The sequence below is a fragment of the Streptomyces sp. NPDC057616 genome, assembly GCF_042800575.1.
Classification (GTDB): Bacteria; Actinomycetota; Actinomycetes; order Streptomycetales; family Streptomycetaceae; genus Streptomyces.
This window is the reverse complement of the sequence record NZ_JBHVGU010000012.1, coordinates 85,027-102,855: the sequence shown is the minus strand read 5'-3', so window position 1 is coordinate 102,855 and position 17,829 is coordinate 85,027. Positions and strand designations below refer to the sequence as shown.

General features: G+C 71.8%; 16 protein-coding genes. 13 read left to right on the top strand and 3 right to left on the bottom strand.

Features of this window, described 5'->3' with window-relative positions; translation table 11 throughout:
• On the bottom strand, positions 1-654 hold the full coding sequence (locus ACFU97_RS17115) for a Tat pathway signal sequence domain protein (RefSeq protein ID WP_384256758.1): 654 nt from the start codon (positions 652-654) through the stop codon (positions 1-3).
• Between the two features lie 666 nt (positions 655-1,320).
• Between ACFU97_RS17115 and ACFU97_RS17110 the strand changes: the two genes are divergently transcribed.
• From ACFU97_RS17110 to ACFU97_RS17075, 8 genes are all read left to right on the top strand, one after another.
• A complete protein-coding gene (locus ACFU97_RS17110; protein ID WP_384256755.1) occupies positions 1,321-1,992 on the top strand; it encodes a DUF6230 family protein in 672 nt (223 codons plus the stop codon).
• Positions 1,992-2,495 carry a DUF6114 domain-containing protein gene (locus ACFU97_RS17105; RefSeq protein WP_384256753.1) on the top strand — a complete coding sequence of 168 codons (504 nt, stop codon included), beginning with the start codon at positions 1,992-1,994 and terminating at the stop codon, positions 2,493-2,495. Before ACFU97_RS17110 ends, ACFU97_RS17105 begins: the two co-directional genes overlap by 1 nt.
• A gap of 91 nt (positions 2,496-2,586) precedes the next feature.
• Entirely contained in the window at positions 2,587-3,423 is an 837-nt protein-coding gene (locus tag ACFU97_RS17100; protein ID WP_384256751.1) for an SAM-dependent methyltransferase, read from the top strand.
• 245 nt (positions 3,424-3,668) lie between these two features.
• Positions 3,669-4,679 (top strand): substrate-binding domain-containing protein, encoded by a 1,011-nt coding sequence (locus tag ACFU97_RS17095; RefSeq protein WP_384256748.1) that lies wholly within the window; start codon positions 3,669-3,671, stop codon positions 4,677-4,679.
• Between the two features lie 177 nt (positions 4,680-4,856).
• On the top strand, positions 4,857-7,247 hold the full coding sequence (locus ACFU97_RS17090) for a nitrate- and nitrite sensing domain-containing protein (RefSeq protein ID WP_384256746.1): 2,391 nt from the start codon (positions 4,857-4,859) through the stop codon (positions 7,245-7,247).
• Positions 7,248-7,262: 15 nt separating this feature from the next.
• On the top strand, positions 7,263-7,694 hold the full coding sequence (locus tag ACFU97_RS17085) for a roadblock/LC7 domain-containing protein (protein WP_384256744.1): 432 nt from the start codon (positions 7,263-7,265) through the stop codon (positions 7,692-7,694).
• Position 7,695: 1 nt separating this feature from the next.
• Complete coding sequence (locus tag ACFU97_RS17080; RefSeq protein WP_384256742.1) at positions 7,696-8,052, top strand: DUF742 domain-containing protein; 357 nt, start codon at positions 7,696-7,698, stop codon at positions 8,050-8,052.
• Complete coding sequence (locus ACFU97_RS17075) at positions 8,039-8,650, top strand: ATP/GTP-binding protein (protein ID WP_384256739.1); 612 nt, start codon at positions 8,039-8,041, stop codon at positions 8,648-8,650. The genes ACFU97_RS17080 and ACFU97_RS17075 overlap by 14 nt, the downstream gene beginning before the upstream one ends.
• Here ACFU97_RS17075 and ACFU97_RS17070 read toward each other — a convergent pair.
• Together ACFU97_RS17070 and ACFU97_RS17065 are read right to left on the bottom strand one after the other, a co-directional pair.
• Positions 8,631-10,139, bottom strand: a complete 1,509-nt coding sequence (locus ACFU97_RS17070; RefSeq protein WP_384256737.1) for a M81 family metallopeptidase — start codon at positions 10,137-10,139, stop codon at positions 8,631-8,633. The two genes, ACFU97_RS17075 and ACFU97_RS17070, sit on opposite strands and share 20 nt — an antisense overlap.
• Positions 10,140-10,155: 16 nt before the next feature.
• Positions 10,156-11,352, bottom strand: coding sequence for an ROK family protein (locus ACFU97_RS17065; RefSeq protein ID WP_384256734.1), 1,197 nt, complete (start codon positions 11,350-11,352; stop codon positions 10,156-10,158).
• 177 nt (positions 11,353-11,529) lie between these two features.
• On the opposite strand from ACFU97_RS17065, the gene ACFU97_RS17060 reads away from it, so the two are divergent.
• The 5 genes from ACFU97_RS17060 to ACFU97_RS17040 are packed head-to-tail and all read left to right on the top strand — an operon-like array spanning position 11,530 to position 17,754.
• On the top strand, positions 11,530-13,284 hold the full coding sequence (locus ACFU97_RS17060; protein ID WP_384256732.1) for a peptide ABC transporter substrate-binding protein: 1,755 nt from the start codon (positions 11,530-11,532) through the stop codon (positions 13,282-13,284).
• 3 nt (positions 13,285-13,287) lie between these two features.
• Positions 13,288-14,247 carry an ABC transporter permease gene (locus tag ACFU97_RS17055; protein ID WP_384256730.1) on the top strand — a complete coding sequence of 320 codons (960 nt, stop codon included), beginning with the start codon at positions 13,288-13,290 and terminating at the stop codon, positions 14,245-14,247.
• Complete coding sequence (locus ACFU97_RS17050; RefSeq protein WP_384256728.1) at positions 14,244-15,128, top strand: ABC transporter permease; 885 nt, start codon at positions 14,244-14,246, stop codon at positions 15,126-15,128. The genes ACFU97_RS17055 and ACFU97_RS17050 overlap by 4 nt, the downstream gene beginning before the upstream one ends.
• Complete coding sequence (locus tag ACFU97_RS17045; protein WP_384256725.1) at positions 15,125-16,774, top strand: dipeptide ABC transporter ATP-binding protein; 1,650 nt, start codon at positions 15,125-15,127, stop codon at positions 16,772-16,774. Before ACFU97_RS17050 ends, ACFU97_RS17045 begins: the two co-directional genes overlap by 4 nt.
• The gene (locus tag ACFU97_RS17040; RefSeq protein WP_384256723.1) at positions 16,771-17,754 is read left to right on the top strand and encodes an ROK family protein; all 984 of its coding nucleotides are present in this window, start codon (positions 16,771-16,773) and stop codon (positions 17,752-17,754) included. Before ACFU97_RS17045 ends, ACFU97_RS17040 begins: the two co-directional genes overlap by 4 nt.
• The last annotated feature ends 75 nt before the right edge of the window (positions 17,755-17,829 follow it).

Genomic DNA, 17,829 nt, shown 5'->3' with positions numbered 1-17,829 from the left:
TCAGTTGACGTAGACCGTGGCGCCGTTGTCGGTCACCGGGGCGTACTTGGCGGAGAAGAAGCCGCTGCTGAAGCAGAGCGACGAGCCGGACGTCTTGGTGAACTGCTGGCTGGCGAAGGCGATGCTGCTGTCGTCGTTGCTCGCCGTGCCGGTCAGGCTCGCGGCCTGGTAGACGCAGGTGATGCTGCCCAGCAGCGTCTTGAGCTTGACCGTCGTCTGGATGGTGGAGCCGCTCGCCGGAGTCACCGTGAGCGTGCCGTCGGAGGCGACCGTGGTGGTGTACGGCAGGTTGTCGACGGTGATGCTGCTGACGCCCGTCACGCCCAGGACGTTGCTGGTGCAGCTGCTGCTGTCGAAGCTCTGCCCGCTGACCGACTCGGTGGCCGTGCCCGGCGCGGCGGGGTTGTCGGTGACGCTCGCGGTGAACGTCGAGGAGGAGCAGGTCACGCCGCTCGTGCCGGTCGCGCTGGAGTAGAGGGTGGCGTTGGTGCCGGAGGCCAGCGGCGCGGTGAGGACGTCGCCGGCCGCGACGGCGGTGCCGCCGACGGAGCCGGTGGTCAGGACCGGGGTGTCGGCCGCGGAGGCGGGGACGGCCGCCGGGATCGAGAGGGCGGCGACGGCTCCGACGAGGGTGACGAGGGTGCGAGTACGCATGCGGGGGTCTTCCTTCCGAGATGTGGGGACCGGCTCCCGCGCGAGGCGCGGCCGGCTTCTCCGGGATGGGGGGCTTGGAAGTGGCATGGGGGGACGCGGGACTGCGTCCGCCCTTGCCGGTCCGTGACGCCTTCTCCGTACGTGACGGACCGGCAACGGCGACCGGCCGGCCGACGGCCGAGGACCCGTGGGAAGGGCCGCCTGCCGCGGCCGGGCGGGGCGGACGGCCCGCACGGACCATGGGGGAAGTGCCCGTGCGGGCCGTCGGGAGACCGTGGGGGGTGTGCGGTTTCCGGGAACGCGGGCGAAGCCGCGTGACGGGGATCCGGCGCCACGGATCCTGGGGGAAGCCAGGGGCAGTTGTAGACCTGAGTGTCAGTCAACGTCAAGGTGCGACAAGGGAGTTGACGATCGTTCAAGAAGTGCGCCAGCGCCCCGGCGCCCCCTGGACACACAGGTGAGGCACAACCACCACCCTTTTTCCACAACTCCCTTGACCCTCAAATGTAACCACGGGTAACTTCCTCGTCGGCTACTGCGGAGTATGTGAAAGCCCTTGCGTCCACCGGGAGTTGCGAGGAGACGTGCCCCGCCGTTCCGCTGTCCGCGCCAGGACAACGTGCCGCTGATGCCCAACCCGCACTGACTATGCACATGGGAGCAGAAATGGCCTCGTCCTCGGACGTCACCTCGTCCGCCGAGCACACGCCCGGAACCCCGGAAAGCGGTTCCGCGCCCGAGCACGCCAGACGCGGGCGGGTCCGGCTGCGCCGGGCCGCCGTGATGGCGGTCCCCGCCGTCGCGGTCGCCGCCGGCCTCGCGATCATGACCGCCGAGGGGGCGCTGGGGGTGTCGTTCTCGATCTCCGGCATGCCCTTCACCGTCACCGCCAAGTCGCTGGACGGCACCGGGTTCGAGCAGTTCGGCGCGCTCGACAGCATGATCGAAGACAGCCCGAACCAGGGTGACACCGGCGGTCAGGTGCTGGTCGTCACCTCCGCCATCAAGAACGCGACGCTGGACAGCCTGTGCCAGAGCGTCGACCTGGGCGGCACCAACCTGCTCATCACGGCGGGCAGCGGTTCGTCCAAGGTGCAGGCGACCGACCTGACCACCGACTCGACGGAGCTGTCCGGCGACGCCGCCTTCAACAACATCGAGATCGGCAACGACGCGAGCACGCTCACCAAGGCGGGCGTCAAGGGTCCCAAGGGCGTCTTCAGCCAGCAGGCGGACACGGTGCACATCGCCAACCTGCGCCAGACCAACTACGCGACGACCGCGGGTGTGTTCAAGCTCCCCGGTCTGAAGCTGAAGTTCAGCGACTCGGGCTGCTGATGGCACGCGGTCCGGAACACGGCGTGCGGCCCGCCTTCCGCCGGTGGCGGGCCCGCCGTCCGTTCTGGGGCGGGCTGCTGCTCGCCCTGAGCGGTGCGGAGATCCTGCTCACCGAGAAGGCCTCGCTGAAGGTCGTCATGCACATCGGCATGCAGGGCCTGGCCGGGTACCTGCTGCCGGTGGTCATGCTCCTGTGCGGCCTGCTGACCCTCTTCAGCCCCGCGCAGCGCGTCTTCTACTCGATCATCGGCATCCTGGCCTCCCTGGGCAGCTGGGTCACCTCCAACCTGGGCGGCTTCTTCGTCGGGCTGCTCCTGGGCGCCGTGGGCAGCTGCCTCGTCTTCGGCTGGCTCCCGGACCAGGAACCGCGCCGAAGCCGCCGGCAGCGCAGGAAGGACGCGCGGGCGGCCCAGGACGTACCCGGGGAAGAGTCCGTGGCGGACACCACGGAGGATGCCCCGGAAGCAGCCGCCGAAGCGACTGGAGAAGCTGTGCGGCGGTGAGCTCGCGGCCGCACTCGCGATCGCCCAAGTGGTTTGGTACGCCGTCGAGTTGACGAGGTAAGTGGTCGGGATCCGTGATGCGATCGGCGACGTGACGGGAGAGGCCACCGTGTCCGAGGGCAGTGCGCGGCCGGGTGGCCGTATCGACACCGGGACCGCGCATGCCGCGCGGATCTACGACTACATCCTGGGCGGGAAGGACTACTACCCGGCGGACCAGGAGGCGGGCGACGCCATGTGCCGGGAGTGGCCGGCGCTGCCCGTCCACATGCGGGCCAACCGGGACTGGATGAACCGGGCGGTGCGCTGGCTGGCCGAGGAGGCGGGGATACGGCAGTTCCTCGACATCGGCACCGGCATCCCCACCTCCCCCAACATCCATGAGATCGCCCAGTCGGCGGCCCCGGACGCCCGGGTCGTGTACGTCGACAACGACCCGCTCGTGCTCTCCCTCGCCCAGGGGCTGATGACCAGCACGCCCGAGGGCAGGACGGCGTACGTCGAGGCGGACATGCGCGATCCGCAGGCCGTCCTCGACAGTCCGGCCTTCCGCGACACCCTGGACCTGGGCGAGCCGGTCGCGCTCACCGTCATCGCGATCGTGCACTTCCTGCTCGACGAGCACGACGCCGTGGGCGTGGTGCGCCGCCTTCTCGAACCGCTCCCGGCGGGCAGCTACCTCGCGATGTCCGTCGGCACGGCCGACTTCGCGCCCGAGGAGGTCGGCCGGGTCGCGCACGAGTACGCCGTCCGCGGCATGCCCATGAGGCTGCGCACCCGCGCCGAGGCCGAGGAGTTCTTCGCGGGGATGCGGTTCGTCGAGCCGGGCATCGTCCAGGTCCACAAGTGGCGTCCCGGCGGCGCGGACGCCGAGGGGATACGCGACGAGGACATCGCCATGTACGGCGCGGTCGCCCGCAAGCCGTAGAACGCGCCCACCGGACACCCGGCCCCCTGATGCGCGTAGACCCGCCCCCCACCGCCGGGAAAGCATCATCACGATGCGGCAGCGACAACTCACTCCATGTTGCTGATCACTTGACTACCGGCGGTCGCACGCGATTGGCTCCGGCCAGCGAGAGTCACCCCTACGGCGTACGACGTCGGACGTCGGACGAAGACCCGCTCCCGCCGTTCCACTTGCTCGGCCGCACAGCGAGGTGCCGCACCCTCATGAACACTCCTCCACCGCCCTCCGCCCCGCACAGATCCGCCCGTGGGATCGCCGCGGCGGCGGCCGTCTGCCTGCTCGTGGCCGGCTGCTCCGGCTCCGGCGGCACGTCGGGCTCCGCGCTCGGCGCCGGCAGCAGGGCCGACGGCGCACGTCTCAAGGTCGCCCTGGTCACCCACGCGTCGGAGGGCGACACGTTCTGGAACCTGGTGCGCAAGGGCGCCCAGGACGCCGCGGCGAAGGACGGCGTCGACCTGACGTACGCCAACGACCCCGACGCGGCGGGACAGGCCGCGCTGATGCGCGACGCGGTCCGGCAGAAGGTCGACGGCATCGCGGTGACCCTGGCCAAGCCGCAGGCGATGAAGGGCCCGGTCGCCGCGGCCAGGGCGGCGGACATCCCCGTCGTCGGCCTCAACTCCGGCATCGACTCCTGGCAGTCCGAGGGGATCATGGAGTTCTTCGGGCAGGACGAGAGCCTCGCCGGCCGGGCCGTCGGGGACAAGCTGGACGAGCTCAAGGCCAAGCACGCCCTGTGCGTGATCCACGAGCGCGGCAACGTCGCCCTGGAGGCCCGCTGCGCCGGCGTGAAGAAGACCTTCGACGGCCAGACCGACATCGTCTACGTCGAGGGCACGGACGCGACCGCGACCGCCGCCGCGATCACCGCCCGGCTGCGGCAGGACCCCACGATCGACGAAGTGGTCACCCTGGGCGCCCAGTTCGCGCTCAACGCGGTGAAGTCGGTGAAGCAGTCCGGAAGCAGGGCGCGCGTGGCCACCTTCGACCTCAACCAGAACCTGGTGAAGGCCGTGAAGAGCGGCGACGTGCAGTTCGCGGTCGATCAACAGCCGTATCTGCAGGGCTATCTCGCGGTGGACTCGCTGTGGCTGTACAAGACCAACGGCAATGTCAGCGGCGGCGGGGTCTCCCCCGTGCTGACCGGTCCGGCGTTCGTCACCAAGGCCAACGTGGCCTCGGTCGCCGCCTTCGCGGCGCACGGGACGCGCTGACCGGCCGGCCCGGCGGACCTCGCCCGACGACACTTCGGACGTCAATGTCTCGAGAGATTCGCAGACCTGGGGCACGTGCGGTCAGTTGTACGGATAGCATCCTGTGCACCCCTTCCCTCCCCGCTCACGGCCACCCCCGTGCTTTCCCTTCCGCTCCGCCGAACGCCTAGGACGACGATGTCTCCACGGACAGGTGCAGGTGCCGGGCGTCGTCTCGGCTCCATACGTCTCTCCCTGATCCTGCTGGCCCTGGTTCCCACCGTCACCCTGGCCGCCATGTGGGGTCTGACGACCACCCAGATGTTCAGCGAGGGGCTGCGGCTGCGGAGCCAGACGGAGCTGAGCCGGTCCACCGGCGCCATGGGCACCGAGGCCACGCTGGCGCTCCAGCGGGAGCGCAGCCTGTCGGCGGCCTGGCTGGCCGACCCGCGTGGTTCCCGGGCCGCACTGGACGAGCAGCGCCGGACGACGGACAAGGCGGTCGCCAAGCTGGTCGGCCAGACCGACGCGATCAACAAGGCGCCCGCGCGCATCTCGGACCGGCTCTACTCGGTCCTCGGCTCGGTCAGCAGCCTGGAGTACTACCGCAGCCAGCTCGACGACCCCAGCGACATCACCTCCGCCCAGGCGCTGGACCAGTACGGCTCGATCATCGACGACCAGATCCACGCCTTCCAGGAGCTCTCCCAGGTCGACGACGGCGACCTCACCTCGCAGGCCGGCCCGCTGGTCGCCCTGGAGCACGCGGCCGAGCTGGTCTCCCAGGAGGACGCCCGGCTCACCGTGGCCTGGCCGTCGGGGCAGCTGAGCCGCAAGGAGTGGTCCGACTTCGCGGAGCTGGTGGACACCCGCCGCTGGCTGGTCCAGGACCAGATCGTGCCCTCGCTGCGCGGCAGCGCGAAGACGCAGACCGAGCGGATCCTGCAGAGCCCCGAGTGGCAGACCATGCAGGACGTCGAGGACCGGGTGCTCGCCTCCCGGCCCGCGGGCGGCGCCGGGAAGGTCGCGTTGCCGGCCGCGCGGAAGGAGTGGACGGCCGCGTTCCAGAAGGTCGCCGACCAGTACTCGCGGCTGATCGGCGACCAGACGTCCGGGCTGCTCGACCGCAGCGCCGACAAGGCCGACAGCCTGCTGTTCAAGGCCGCCGCGCTCAGCGCCGGCGGGCTGATCGCGCTGCTGCTGTGCGTCGGCATGTCCTGGCGGATCACCCGCTCCCTGTCGCGGCGGCTGCGCGGACTGCGGGAGGCGACGCTGAGCCTGGCCGAGGAGCGGCTGCCCGACGTGGTGGCCCGCCTGGACCGGGGCGAGAAGGTCGACGCCGATCTCGCGACCCCGCCGCTGGACTACGGCCGCGACGAACTCGGGCAGGTGGCACGGGCGTTCAACAAGGCACAGCGCACCGCGGTGCACACCGCGGTCGAACTCGCCGACATCCGGCGCGGCTTCCAGAAGGTCATCCTCGGCATCGCCCGGCAGAGCCAGAACCTGGTCAACCTGCAGCTCACCAAGCTCGACGCGCTGGAGCGCAGCCACTCCGACCCGGACGTCCTCAAGGGCCTGTACGAACTGGACTCCACGGCAAGCCAGTTGCGCCGCTACGAGGAGAACCTGGTCATCATCAGCGGCGAGCAGCCGCGGCGCAGCTGGCGCGAGCCGGTCGCGCTGATCGACATCCTGCGCGGCGCGGTCGGCGAGGTCGCCGAGTACCAGCGGGTCGAGGTGCACACCGACGAGGACGTGTACCTCTCGCCGCCCGCGGTGGCCGACGTGATCCATCTGCTGGCCGAGCTCATCGACAACGCGACCGTGTACTCGCCCGCACCGGCCCCGGTCGGCGTGCGGGCCGCGATGGTCGCCAAGGGCCTGGCCGTCGAGGTGGAGGACCGGGGTCTCGGCATGGCGGAGGAGGACTACGAGTCCTTCAACGCCCAGCTCGCGGTGGAGCCGCAGTTCGACGTGGTGGCGCTGGCCGACGACCTCCGCCTCGGCATGTTCGTGATCGCCCGGCTCGCCACCCGGCACGGCATCACGGTGACGCTGCGCCCGTCGCCGTACGGCGGCACGACGGCGATCGTGCTGCTGCCGGACGAGATCGTCGTACGGGAGGCACCGGACGCCCCCGACGACGCCCCGGAGGCGGACGCCGAGAAGAAGAAGGACGAGATGGAGAAGGACGGGAGGCAGAAGGAGGAGGGGACGGAGGAGGAGCCCGCGGGCGCGGGCGCCGAGGAGGAGGCACGCGCCGCCACGGGGGCACCCACCGGCCCCGTGCCCGCCGCCCGGCGCGACGCAGCCACCCCGCTCCCCCGCCGCGTCCCCCAGACCAGCCTGGCGGCCGAGCTGCGCGAGGACGCGCCGGCCGGCGAACACAACGGCCACACGGACGAGTTCACCGCGGAGCAGGCCGCCGCCTCGCTCGCCGGATTCCAGCGCGGCACGCTCCGGGCACGTGACGACGACACCGAGACGCAGTACGACCAGGAGGACGCGCCCGGAGCTCGGGACCCGGACGCGCAGCTTCCCGCCGCAGGCACGCCTGTCCCCTCGACTCCGCCCGCCGACCGCTGACGAAGGAACACCGCCATGACACGCCCCATCCCAGCCACCCATACCCAGCTCGACCAGTTGCTGACCGGACTCGTGGAGCGGGTCGCCGAGGTGAACCACGCCGTCGTCCTGTCCGAGGACGGTCTGGTCGTCAGCAAGTCCACCGGGTTCCTGCGCGACGACGCCGAGCGGCTGGCCGCCACCGCGTCCGGGCTGATGAGCCTGAGCAAGGGCGTCAGCATGGACTTCCGCGGCGGCCCCGTGCGCCAGGCGCTGATCGAGATGGCGCACAGCTACCTGATCCTCACCTCGGCCGGTCCGGGCGCCCACCTCGTCGTCCTCACCAGCCAGGGCGCGGACGTCGGCGTGGTGGCGTACCAGATGAACATGCTGGTGAAGAAGATCGGCGAGCACCTGAGCGCGGCACCACGGTCGGGCCTCGGGCCGGCCGCCGAATCCGGCGCGTGAGGTGGGCGGTGGCGACACGGCGGGCCGGCTGGTCCGGCCGTTCGCACTGACGGGCGGGCGCACCAGGCCCAGCCGCGCCGACTTCACGCTCATCACCACGGTGACCGCGGTGGACCCGCCGCCGATCTGGGCCACCCGGCCGCAGCCGGAGCACCAGCGCATCTTGCGCCGCTGCGTCGAGCCGGTCGCCGTCGCGGAGCTCGCCGCGCTGCTCGACCTGCCGGTGAGCGTGATCGTGATCATGCTCTGCGACCTGCTGGAAGCGGGCCGTATCACCGCCCGCCCGCCGCACCCCGTCACCCGCAATCCGGACCTGGACCTGCTGCAGAAAGTGAGGGACGGCCTTGGCCGGCTCTGACACCGTCGCTCCGGCGGCGCCCGACACGGTGAAGGTCCTGATCGCCGGGGGCTTCGGCGTCGGCAAGACCACGATGGTCGGCTCGGTCAGCGAGATCGCGCCGCTGCGTACGGAGGAGCGGCTGACCGACGCGGGCGTGGGCGTCGACGACCTCGCGGGAATCGAGGAGAAGAACGCCACCACCGTGGCCCTGGACTTCGGCCGCATCACCATCGGCCAGGACCTCGTCCTCTACCTCTTCGGCACCCCGGGCCAGCAGCGCTTCTGGTTCATGTGGAACGACCTCGCCCTCGGCGCCCTGGGCGCCGTCGTCCTCGTCGACGTCCGCCGCCCCGAGACCAGCTTCGCCGCCATCGACTTCTTCGAACGCCGCAAGATCCCCTTCGTCGTCGGCGTCAACGGCTTCTACGGCGACCACCCCTACCCCCCGGAGGTGATCCGCGACGCGCTCGCCCTCCCGGAGCATGTGCAGGTGCTGCTGTGCGACGCCCGCGAGCGGGACTCGTCCCGGGACGTACTGATCGCGCTGATCGACCAGTTGATCGCGTCGGCGGCCGGGGCGGGCGGGCCGCGACGGCTCACCGGTCCGGGCCGCTGAGGGGCTCGCCCGGCGGCGCGACGATCCGCGCCCCGAGATCGGGGTCGGGCATGTCCGCGTCGAAGGGGAACAGGGGCCGGCTGACGCGGTGGTGGCCGAGCCGGGTGAGGTCCTGGTCGACGCCGCCGGGGGTCAGGGCCATCTTCCAGCCGGCGGCCATGGCGAAGAGCTCGGGTTCGAGGTAGCCGATCTTGACGATCACGAGGTCGGCCGTGCGGGGGTCGAGGTCCAGGTCGGTGAAGTCGTGCTCGTGGTGGTACGGCTTGCGCAGGCGGGTCAGGATCACGTGCACACCGCCGACCCGCAGCACGACCTCGGTCTCGGCGTCCCGGTCGCCGTGGCGTATCGCGTGCACCACTCCGGTCAGGGTGAGCGGGCCGGCGTGCCGGTCGTCGGTCTCGGCCCCCGCCGTGACGGTGACCGTGGCACCGACGCCGGCCTTCTCGGCGGCGGCGACCGCGGACGGTCCCGGCAGCGAGGCGTAGATCACCGTCGGGCCCGAGGGGTCCTTGAACTCCGGCCGGGACAGCAGGTGTTGGAGTCCCCAGGTGACGTCGCCCGCGCCGCCGGCGGTCGGGTTGTCGCCGGTGTCGCTGATGAAGTACGGCCGGGCGTCCGACGCCAGCGCCTCGTCCAGGCAGTCGTCGAGCGTGCCGGTCGGGGCGACGAAGGCGAAGTCATGGCGGGCCTCCCAGAAACCGCGGGCCAGCCGCTCGGCGCCCGCCGCCACCGCGGTCCGGTCTGGCCCGGTGACCACGACGGCGGCCCGGTTGCGCGGTTCGTCGGCCCAGGCGTAGCCGACCCAGATCGCCGCGTCCGTCACGCCCTCGGCCGCCTCCACCTCCGCGACCGCGCCGTACACGCTCCTCGCGGGCTCGATCCGGGTCGAGGTCTGCTCCCCCGCCAGCAGCACCGGGACCGGGACCCAGGCCTTGACCGGGCGTGGCCCGCCGCCCGTCACCAGGTCCACGAGATTGCGGGCCGCGCGCTCCTTGGTCTCCATGGCGTCCTCGTGCGGGGCCATGCGGTAGCAGGTGATCAGGTCGCTGAGGTGGACCAGTGCGCGGGAGACGTTGCCGTGCAGGTCCATGGAGGTCGACACGGGGACGTCCGGGCCGATCACCGCGCGGATGCGGGTGAGCAGGTCCACCTCGGCGTCGTCCAGGCCCTCGACGGTCATCGCGCCGTGGATGTCGTACCAGAGTCCGTCGAGGCGGCCCAACCGCCCCAGCCGGTCGATGAGTTCGGCGGAGAGTTCGGCGTAGGCCGCCGCCGTGACCGTGCCGCCGGGCAGTGCCTTGCCGACCAGGGCGCCGCGCCAGTCGGCGGCGGCGCGCAGGCCGGTGCCGGGCGCCAGGAACGGGTAGCGGGTCAGGACCTCGTCCCCGCGCTGCGGATGGAAGGCGGGGGCCTCGGTGCGGGCCGGGGAGAACGTCGAGGACTCGATGCCCAGACCTGCGACGGCGATCACGGGGCGCTCTTGCGGCATGGCTTCTCCGGGAGGGTCAGGGGTGGTGGTTGCCGGTCACGGTGTGCAGCGCGTGCGCCAGTGCCCGCTGGAGCGCGAACTGCCCGGCGCCGACCAGCCCGGCGTCGGCGCCGAGGCTGGCCCGCTCGATCACCAGGTGCTCGGTCACCAGCGGATGGCAGCCCTCGTACAACTGGCTGCGTACGGCGGCGACGAACGGCTCCAGGGTGGAGAGGATGCCGCCGAGGTAGACGGCGTCGGGGTTGAAGAAGTTGACGTTCGCGGCGAGCACCTGGCCGAGGTAGCGGCCGGCCTGCCGGACGGCGCGGGTCGCCTCGGGGTCGGCGTCGGAGGCGAGGCGTACGACGTCCTCGGTGGACGCCACCGCCAGGCCGCGCTCGCGCAGGATGCGCACCAGGGCGGCGCCCGAGGCCACCGTCTCCAGGCAGCCGGTGTTCCCGCAGGAACAGGGGATGTCGTGGGCGGCCTCGACGCGGACGTGGGTGATCTCGCCGGCGGCTCCGGTGCCGCCCCGGTAGAGCCGGCCGTCGGCGATGACGCCCGCGCCGATGGCCGTGCCGGTCTTCACCATGATCGACTGGCGCCGCCCGGCGGGCTGGACGGTGTGCTCGCCGACGGCCATGCAGTTGGCGTCGTTCTCGATGGCCGCGGGCACGCCGAAGTGGTCCTCCAGCCAGGCGCGGACGGGGAACCGGTTCCAGCCCGGCATCCGGGAGGGGAGGGTGACCACGCCGGAGGCGACGTCGACCGGGCCGGGCAGCGAGAGGCCGACGCCGCGCAGCAGCGACCGCCCGTGCTTTGCGGCGAGGTCGTCCAGGGTCCCGGCGAGCCCGGGCAGGGCGGCGTCGGGGCCGTCCGCGGTCGGGAACGGCACGGTCGAGACGTCGGTGAGCCCGCCGCCCGGCAGCACCACGCCGACGTGCGCGTGCCGTCCGCCGAGTTCCGCCGCGACCGCGAACCCCTCGCTGCCGCCGAGCCGCAGCACCTTGCGCGGCCGTCCGCCCGCGGAGGACACCGTGCCCTCCTCGGCGACCAGGCCGAGCTCCAGCAGCTGGCTCACCGTGAAGGAGATGGTCGAGGGCGCTGCGCCGAGCAGTCCGGCGATCTGGGTGCGGGTGGTGGCCTGTCCGGACGCGAGGAGTTCGAGGACGCGCTCCGCCAGCGAGGAGACGCCGGCGCTGTGCTTCCGCCTCGGCGGACTTTTTTCAGTCATGGACGAAACAACTTCCGTCTTCGGCGGTCGGAGCGACGAGCGTAGGCCAACTCGCGCCGCTCCACGCTTTTTCCAGAACAGCAGAAACAGACTTTTTACAGCGGCGCGTCTGTTTCTTCGAACATCCGGGTCGTTGACTGTCCTCACCCCGCTCGACCCCCTTCCCCGAGGAGAGCCATGTCCCCTGCCCGCACGAGACTCCTGGCCGGTGTCACCCTCTCCGCTGGCGCGCTGCTGCTCGCGGGCTGCTCCGGGTCGACCGGTTCGTCCTCCGCGTCCAAGGACTCCATCAACTACGCGCTGCCCGCCAACTTCGCGCCGAACTGGATCCTGCCGATCGGCACGGCGGCGCACCTGAACACCAACAACAACTCGATCACGGCCGCGCTGTGGGAGCCGCTGATCGCCTACGACGGCTCGACCGGCAAGATCGGCTGGAACAAGGCCGGTTCGATCGCGACGGCCGCCGACTTCGCCGCCGACAACAAGAGCGTCAAGATCACCCTGGGCGACCGCCACTGGAGCGACGGCAAGCCGATCACCTCGCAGGACGTGAAGTTCTGGTTCGACCTCATCAAGGCGAACAAGAAGCAGTGGGCGGGCTACACGCCCGGCAAGGCGCCCGACGACTGGACCTCCCTCAAGGCCGACGACGACCGCCACGTCACGATCACCTTCGACAAGGCGTACAACCCGCAGTGGATGCTGGCCAACGAGCTGCAGAGCATCACGCCGCTGCCCCGGCACGCCTGGGACAAGGGCGGCAGCCCGCGGGAGACGTGGACGTACCTCAACAACGCGGCGAAGAACATCGGGAGTTACGCCTCCAACCCGCTGTGGAAGACCATCAGCGGCCCGTACACGGTGAAGTCCTTCTCGACGGCCGGCAAGGTCGTCCTCACGGCCAGCAAGAAGTACGACGGCGGGGAGAAGCCGGGCATCGCCACGGTGAACCTGCTGCCGTTCACCACGGCGGACGCCGAGAAGAACGCGCTGCGCTCGGGGAGCGTCGACTACGGCTACATCGAGGCGACCGACCTCGACCAGAAGGAGAGCTTCACCTCACGCGGCTACACGGTGAAGCCGTGGTCGGGCTGGGCGATCACCTACATGCCGTACAACTTCAACAACCCTTCCATGGGGCCGGTGTTCAAGCAGCTCTACGCCCGGCAGGCGATCCAGCGCTCGATCGACCAGACCAGCATCGCGAAGGTCGTCTTCAACGGCACGGCGGTCCCCGGCTACGGACCCATCCCCACGGCGCAGGCCTCCGCCTTCGTCTCGCAGACGCAGAAGGAGAACCCGTACCCGTTCTCCACGAGCGCGGCCAGGTCCCTTCTCACCGCGCACGGCTGGACCGAGCAGGGCGGGGTGATGACCTGCACGAGCCCCGGCGGCGGGGCGAGCCAGTGCGGTGACGGGGTCGCCAAGGGGACGAAGTTCCAGATGCAGGTGCTGTCGCAGTCCGGCTCGGCCGTCACCGACAACATGATGAGCGCGATCCAGTCCTCGCTCGCCAAGACCGGCATCAAGTTCTCCATCAGGACAGCGCCGGTCAACTCGGTGCTCTCGCAGACCCCGCAGTGCACGGCGGGCCAGTCCATCTGCAAGTGGCAACTGTCCTTCTTCGGCACCGCCGGCAGCTGGTACTTCCCCGCCTTCCCGACCGGCGACTCCCTCTTCCAGTCCGAGGGCGGCTCGAACTTCGGCAACTACTCCGACGCCGGGGTGGACCAGCTCATCAGCACGTCCACGACGTCGAGTTCGAACCAGGCCATCCAGGACTACAGCACGGCCCTCGCCAAGGACCTGCCGGTGATCTGGCTGCCGGAACCCGACTACCAGATCTCCGTGATGAAGAACGGGCTGGGCGGCTTCGCGCAGGACTCGCTCGCCAACTTCCACCCCGCGCAGTGGAAGTGGACGAGCTGAGGCATGGAGACGCTTCTCTATCTGGCCCGGCGGCTGCTCCAGGCCCTCGTGGTGATCCTCATCGTCACGATCGTGGTCTTCTGCCTGCTGCACGCGCTGCCCGGGGGTCCCGCCCGAGGGATCCTCGGACCGCAGGCGACGGCACAGCAGATCGCCTCGTTCAACCACGAGCAGGGCCTGGACCGGCCGCTGCCGGTCCAGTACGTCTACTACCTGCGCACGCTGCTCCACGGCGACCTGGGCACGTCGTACACCCTCAACGAGGGGGTCTCCCAGCTCATCGGGCAGCGGCTGCCGAAGACGCTGGTGCTGACGGTGCTCTCCGCGCTCGCCGGCCTGCTCCTCGCGATCCCGCTGGGCATGTGGCAGGCCGTGCGGCGCAACAAGCCCGCCGACTACGTGATCACCACGCTGAGCTTCGTGGCGTACTCCACGCCGGTGTACTTCCTGGGGCTGATCCTGGTGCTGGTCTTCACCCAGACCCTGCACTGGTTCCCCTCCCAGGCACCTCAAGGGGACACCCTGGCCCAGGTGTTCGCGGACCCGGTGGCGCTCGTCCTGCCGGTCGTCACGGGCGCCGCGTCCATGGTGGCCGTCTTCAGCCGGTACATGCGGGCCGCGACGCTGGAGAACCTCTCCGAGGACTACGTCCGCACCGCGCGGGCCGGCGGCTCCCGGCAGGGGTCGATCCTCTTCCGGCACGTGTTCCGCAACTCGCTGACCCCCGTGGTCGCGATGCTCGGCTACTACGTGCCCGTCCTGTTCGGCGGCGCGCTCGTCGTCGAGCAGCTCTTCAACTACCCGGGCATGGGGCTGCTGTTCTGGAGCGCCGCACAGTCCTCCGACTACCCGGTCCTGCTGGGCTGCGTCCTCGTCATCTCCGTCGCGACGGTCACCGGAACGCTCCTCGCCGACGTCGTCCAGCGGGTGGTCGATCCCCGAGTGAAGGAGCGCCGCGCATGAGTGCCGTGCTGCAGACCACGGCCCCGGCCGTGGAACCCGTCGCGGGCTACCGGCTGTCGCTGCGCCGGTTCCGGCGCAACAGGCTCGCGGTCGCCGGGCTCGTGGTGGTCGTGCTGTTCCTGCTGTTCTGCTTCGCCGGGCCGCTGCTGTACTCGACGGACCAGGTCCACACGGATCTGCACCAGGTCAACCTCGGCCCGGGCGGGGCCCATTGGCTGGGGACGGACGCGGTGGGGCACGACGAGCTCGGGCGGCTCATGTTCGGCGGGCGCGTCTCGCTCGTCGTCGGGCTCGCGGCCGGGCTGCTCGCCACCGTCATCGGCACGCTCTGGGGCGCGGCCGCGGGCTACGCGGGCGGCTGGGCGGACGCGGTGATGATGCGGGTCGTGGACGCCGGCATCGCCATCCCCGCGCTGTTCATCCTGCTGGTCGTCTCGGCGATCACGACGCCGGACACCCTCGGGCTGATCGTCGTCCTCGGCCTGGTGTCGTGGCTGGTGCCGTCGCGCCTGGTGCGGGCGGAGACGCTCACGCTCAAGAGCCGCGACTACGTGCTGACGCTGCGCGCGACCGGCGGCACCCACGGCCGGGCCATCACCCGGCACATCCTGCCGAACTCGGTGTCGACGATCGTCGTCGCGGCGACGTTCCAGGTCGCGGACGCGATCCTGCTCGTCGCGTACGTCTCGTACCTGGGCCTGGGCGTGCAGCCGCCGAAGACCGACTGGGGCGGGATGCTGTCGGCCGGTCTGACGGCGGCGTACTCGGGCCGCTGGTGGCTGATCGTCCCACCGGGTCTGGCGATCATCCTCGTCGTGTGCGCGTTCAACGCGATCGGCGACGGGCTGCGGGACGCGTTCGACGTGAGGGGACGGGGATGAGCGCCGCGAAGGCGGAGAGTGTGCTCGACATCGAGGGGCTCGGGGTCACGTTCGGCACGGATACCGGGGACGTGCGCGCGGTGCGCGACGTCTCCCTGCACGTACGGCCCGGCGAGACCCTGGCCCTCGTGGGCGAGTCGGGCTCCGGCAAGTCCACGGTCGCCCTGGCCGCTCTGGGCCTGCTGCCCGGCAACGCCCGGGTGTCGGGCCGGGCGGCGGTCGGCGGCACGGACGTCGTCGGCGCCGGCGAGGCGGAGCTGGCCCGGCTGCGCGGCCGTACGGCCTCGATGGTGTTCCAGGAGCCGGCGACCGCGCTCGACCCGCTCACCCGGGTGGGCGCGCAGATCGCCGAGGTCATCCGCAACCACCGGCCGCTCTCGCGCTCCGAAGCCGCCGGTGAGGCGGTCGAGTTGCTGCGCCGGGTCGGTATTCCCGATCCGGAGCGGCGGGCCTCCGCGTTCCCGTTCCAGCTCTCGGGCGGACAGCGGCAGCGCGTCGTCATCGCGATGGCCATCGCCAACGCGCCGGGCCTGCTGATCGCGGACGAGCCCACGACGGCCCTGGACGTCACGGTGCAGGCCGAGATCCTCGATCTGCTGCGGGGGCTGGCGGCGGACTCCGGCACGGGGGTGCTGCTCGTCACCCACAACATGGGCGTGGTCGCCGACTTCGCGGACCGGGTCGCCGTCATGCTGCGCGGCGAGATCGTGGAGACCGGACCGGTCGAGGAGGTGCTGCTGCGGCCGCGGCACGACTACACACGGCAGCTGCTGGCGGCGGTCCCGCGGCTGGCGCTCAGCGGGGAGGACGCACCCGCCAAGGAGGGTGCCGCGGTGGTCGAACTCCGGGACGTCAGCGTGCGGTTCGGGCGCGGACCGGGCGCCGTGCGGGCGCTCGACGGCGTGACGCTCGACGTCCGGCCCGGCGAGACCGTCGGCCTCGTGGGCGAGTCCGGCTCCGGCAAGTCGACCGCGGCCCGGGTCGCCCTGGGCCTGATCCCGCCGGACTCCGGATCGGTGTCGCTCTTCGGCACCGACCTGGGCCGCACGCGGGGCCGCAGGCGGCGGGCGCTGCTGTCCGGCGTGGGCGTCGTGTTCCAGGACCCGGTGGCCTCGCTGGACGCGCGGATGAGTGTGGCCGAGTGCGTCGCCGAGCCACTGCGGATGCACCGCCGGGGCATGTCGGCGGCGGACCGGCGGGCCCGGGTCGCGGAGGTGCTCGAACTGGTGCGGCTGCCCGCGGAGCTGGCGGCCAGAGGGCCGCGCGAGCTGTCCGGGGGGCAGCGCCAGCGCGTCAGCCTGGCCCGCTCCCTGGTCCTCGAACCCCGGCTCCTGGTCGCGGACGAGCCGACGAGCGCGCTGGACGTGAGCGTGCAGCGGACGGTGCTCGAGGTGATCGCCGAGCTCCAGCGCGACCTGGGCTTCGCCTGCCTGTTCGTCTCCCACGACCTGGCGGTCGTCCAGGAGTTCGCCCAGCGGGTCGTCGTGATGCGGGCCGGGCGGGTCGAGGAGCAGGGGCCCACCATGTCCACGCTGCTGCGGCCGGGGACCGAGTACACCCGGCGGCTCATCGCGGCCGTACCCGTGCCCGATCCGGTGGTGCAAAGACGCCGGCGGGCGCGGGAGCGGACGGAGGCCACCGCGTGACGCGAGCTCCCGAGGTGGTCGCGGGCGTCGACATCGGCGGCACGACCACCCAGGTGATCCTGTGCGCACCGGACTTCGGCGTCCTCGACCGCCTGGAGGTGACGACCCCGGCGGCCGAGGGCGGCTCGGCCATGGTGGGCGCCGCCCTGGACGGCGTACGGCGGCTGCTGGGCCGCAGGCCCGCGCGGCTGCTCGCCGTCGGGATCGGGGCGGCCGGCGTGGTGGACGCGCGGGCCGGGCGGATCCTGGTGGCGAGCGACTCCTTCCGCGACTGGGCCGGGTTCGAGGTGACCGCGGAGGCCGAACGGGCGCTGGGCGTACCGGCGTTCCTCGACAACGACGTCAACGCGTTCCTGCGCGGCGAGGCGGCGGCCGGCGCCGTCGCGGGCGTACCGCACGTGCTCGGCATGACGCTGGGCACCGGGGTCGGCGGGGCGCTGTGGCTGAACGGCGCGTTGCACGACGGCCCGCACGGCGCCGCCGGCGAGATCGGGCACGTACCCGGCTTCGGTGAACTGCCGTGCACGTGCGGCGGCCGCGGCCATCTGGAGACCCTCGCCTCCGGCCGTTCGATCGCTGCCCGGTACGGCGGGCGCACCGGCCGGTCCGTCAGCGCGCGCCGGGTGGCCGAGGCGGCGGCCGGGGGCGACGCGGACGCGCTCGCGGTGTACGAGGCCGCGGGCGCGGGCGTGGCCCGGGCGATCCTGATCACGGCGGGCCTGCTGGACGTGACCACCTTCGTGATCGGCGGGGGCGTCAGCCGTGCCTGGTCGCTGCTGGAGCCGTCGATCCGGCGGGCGCTGGCCGCCGAGCCCCCGGTCAGCGGTCGCCCGCTCCGGGTGCTGCCCGCGGGCCTCGGCGGCGACGCGGTGGCGATCGGGGCGGTGGCGCGGGCGCGGGCGGAGCTGGGGGCGGAGCCGGGGAACGGGCCGGGGACGGGGCTGGGGGCGGGTGAAATCCGGCCAACCCCGGCCGTGTGATTGACGCCCACGTGCCACATCCCTACCTTCTGATCGGTTTACCGAACTGCGTTCGAAATACCGACAGTCGAGCAC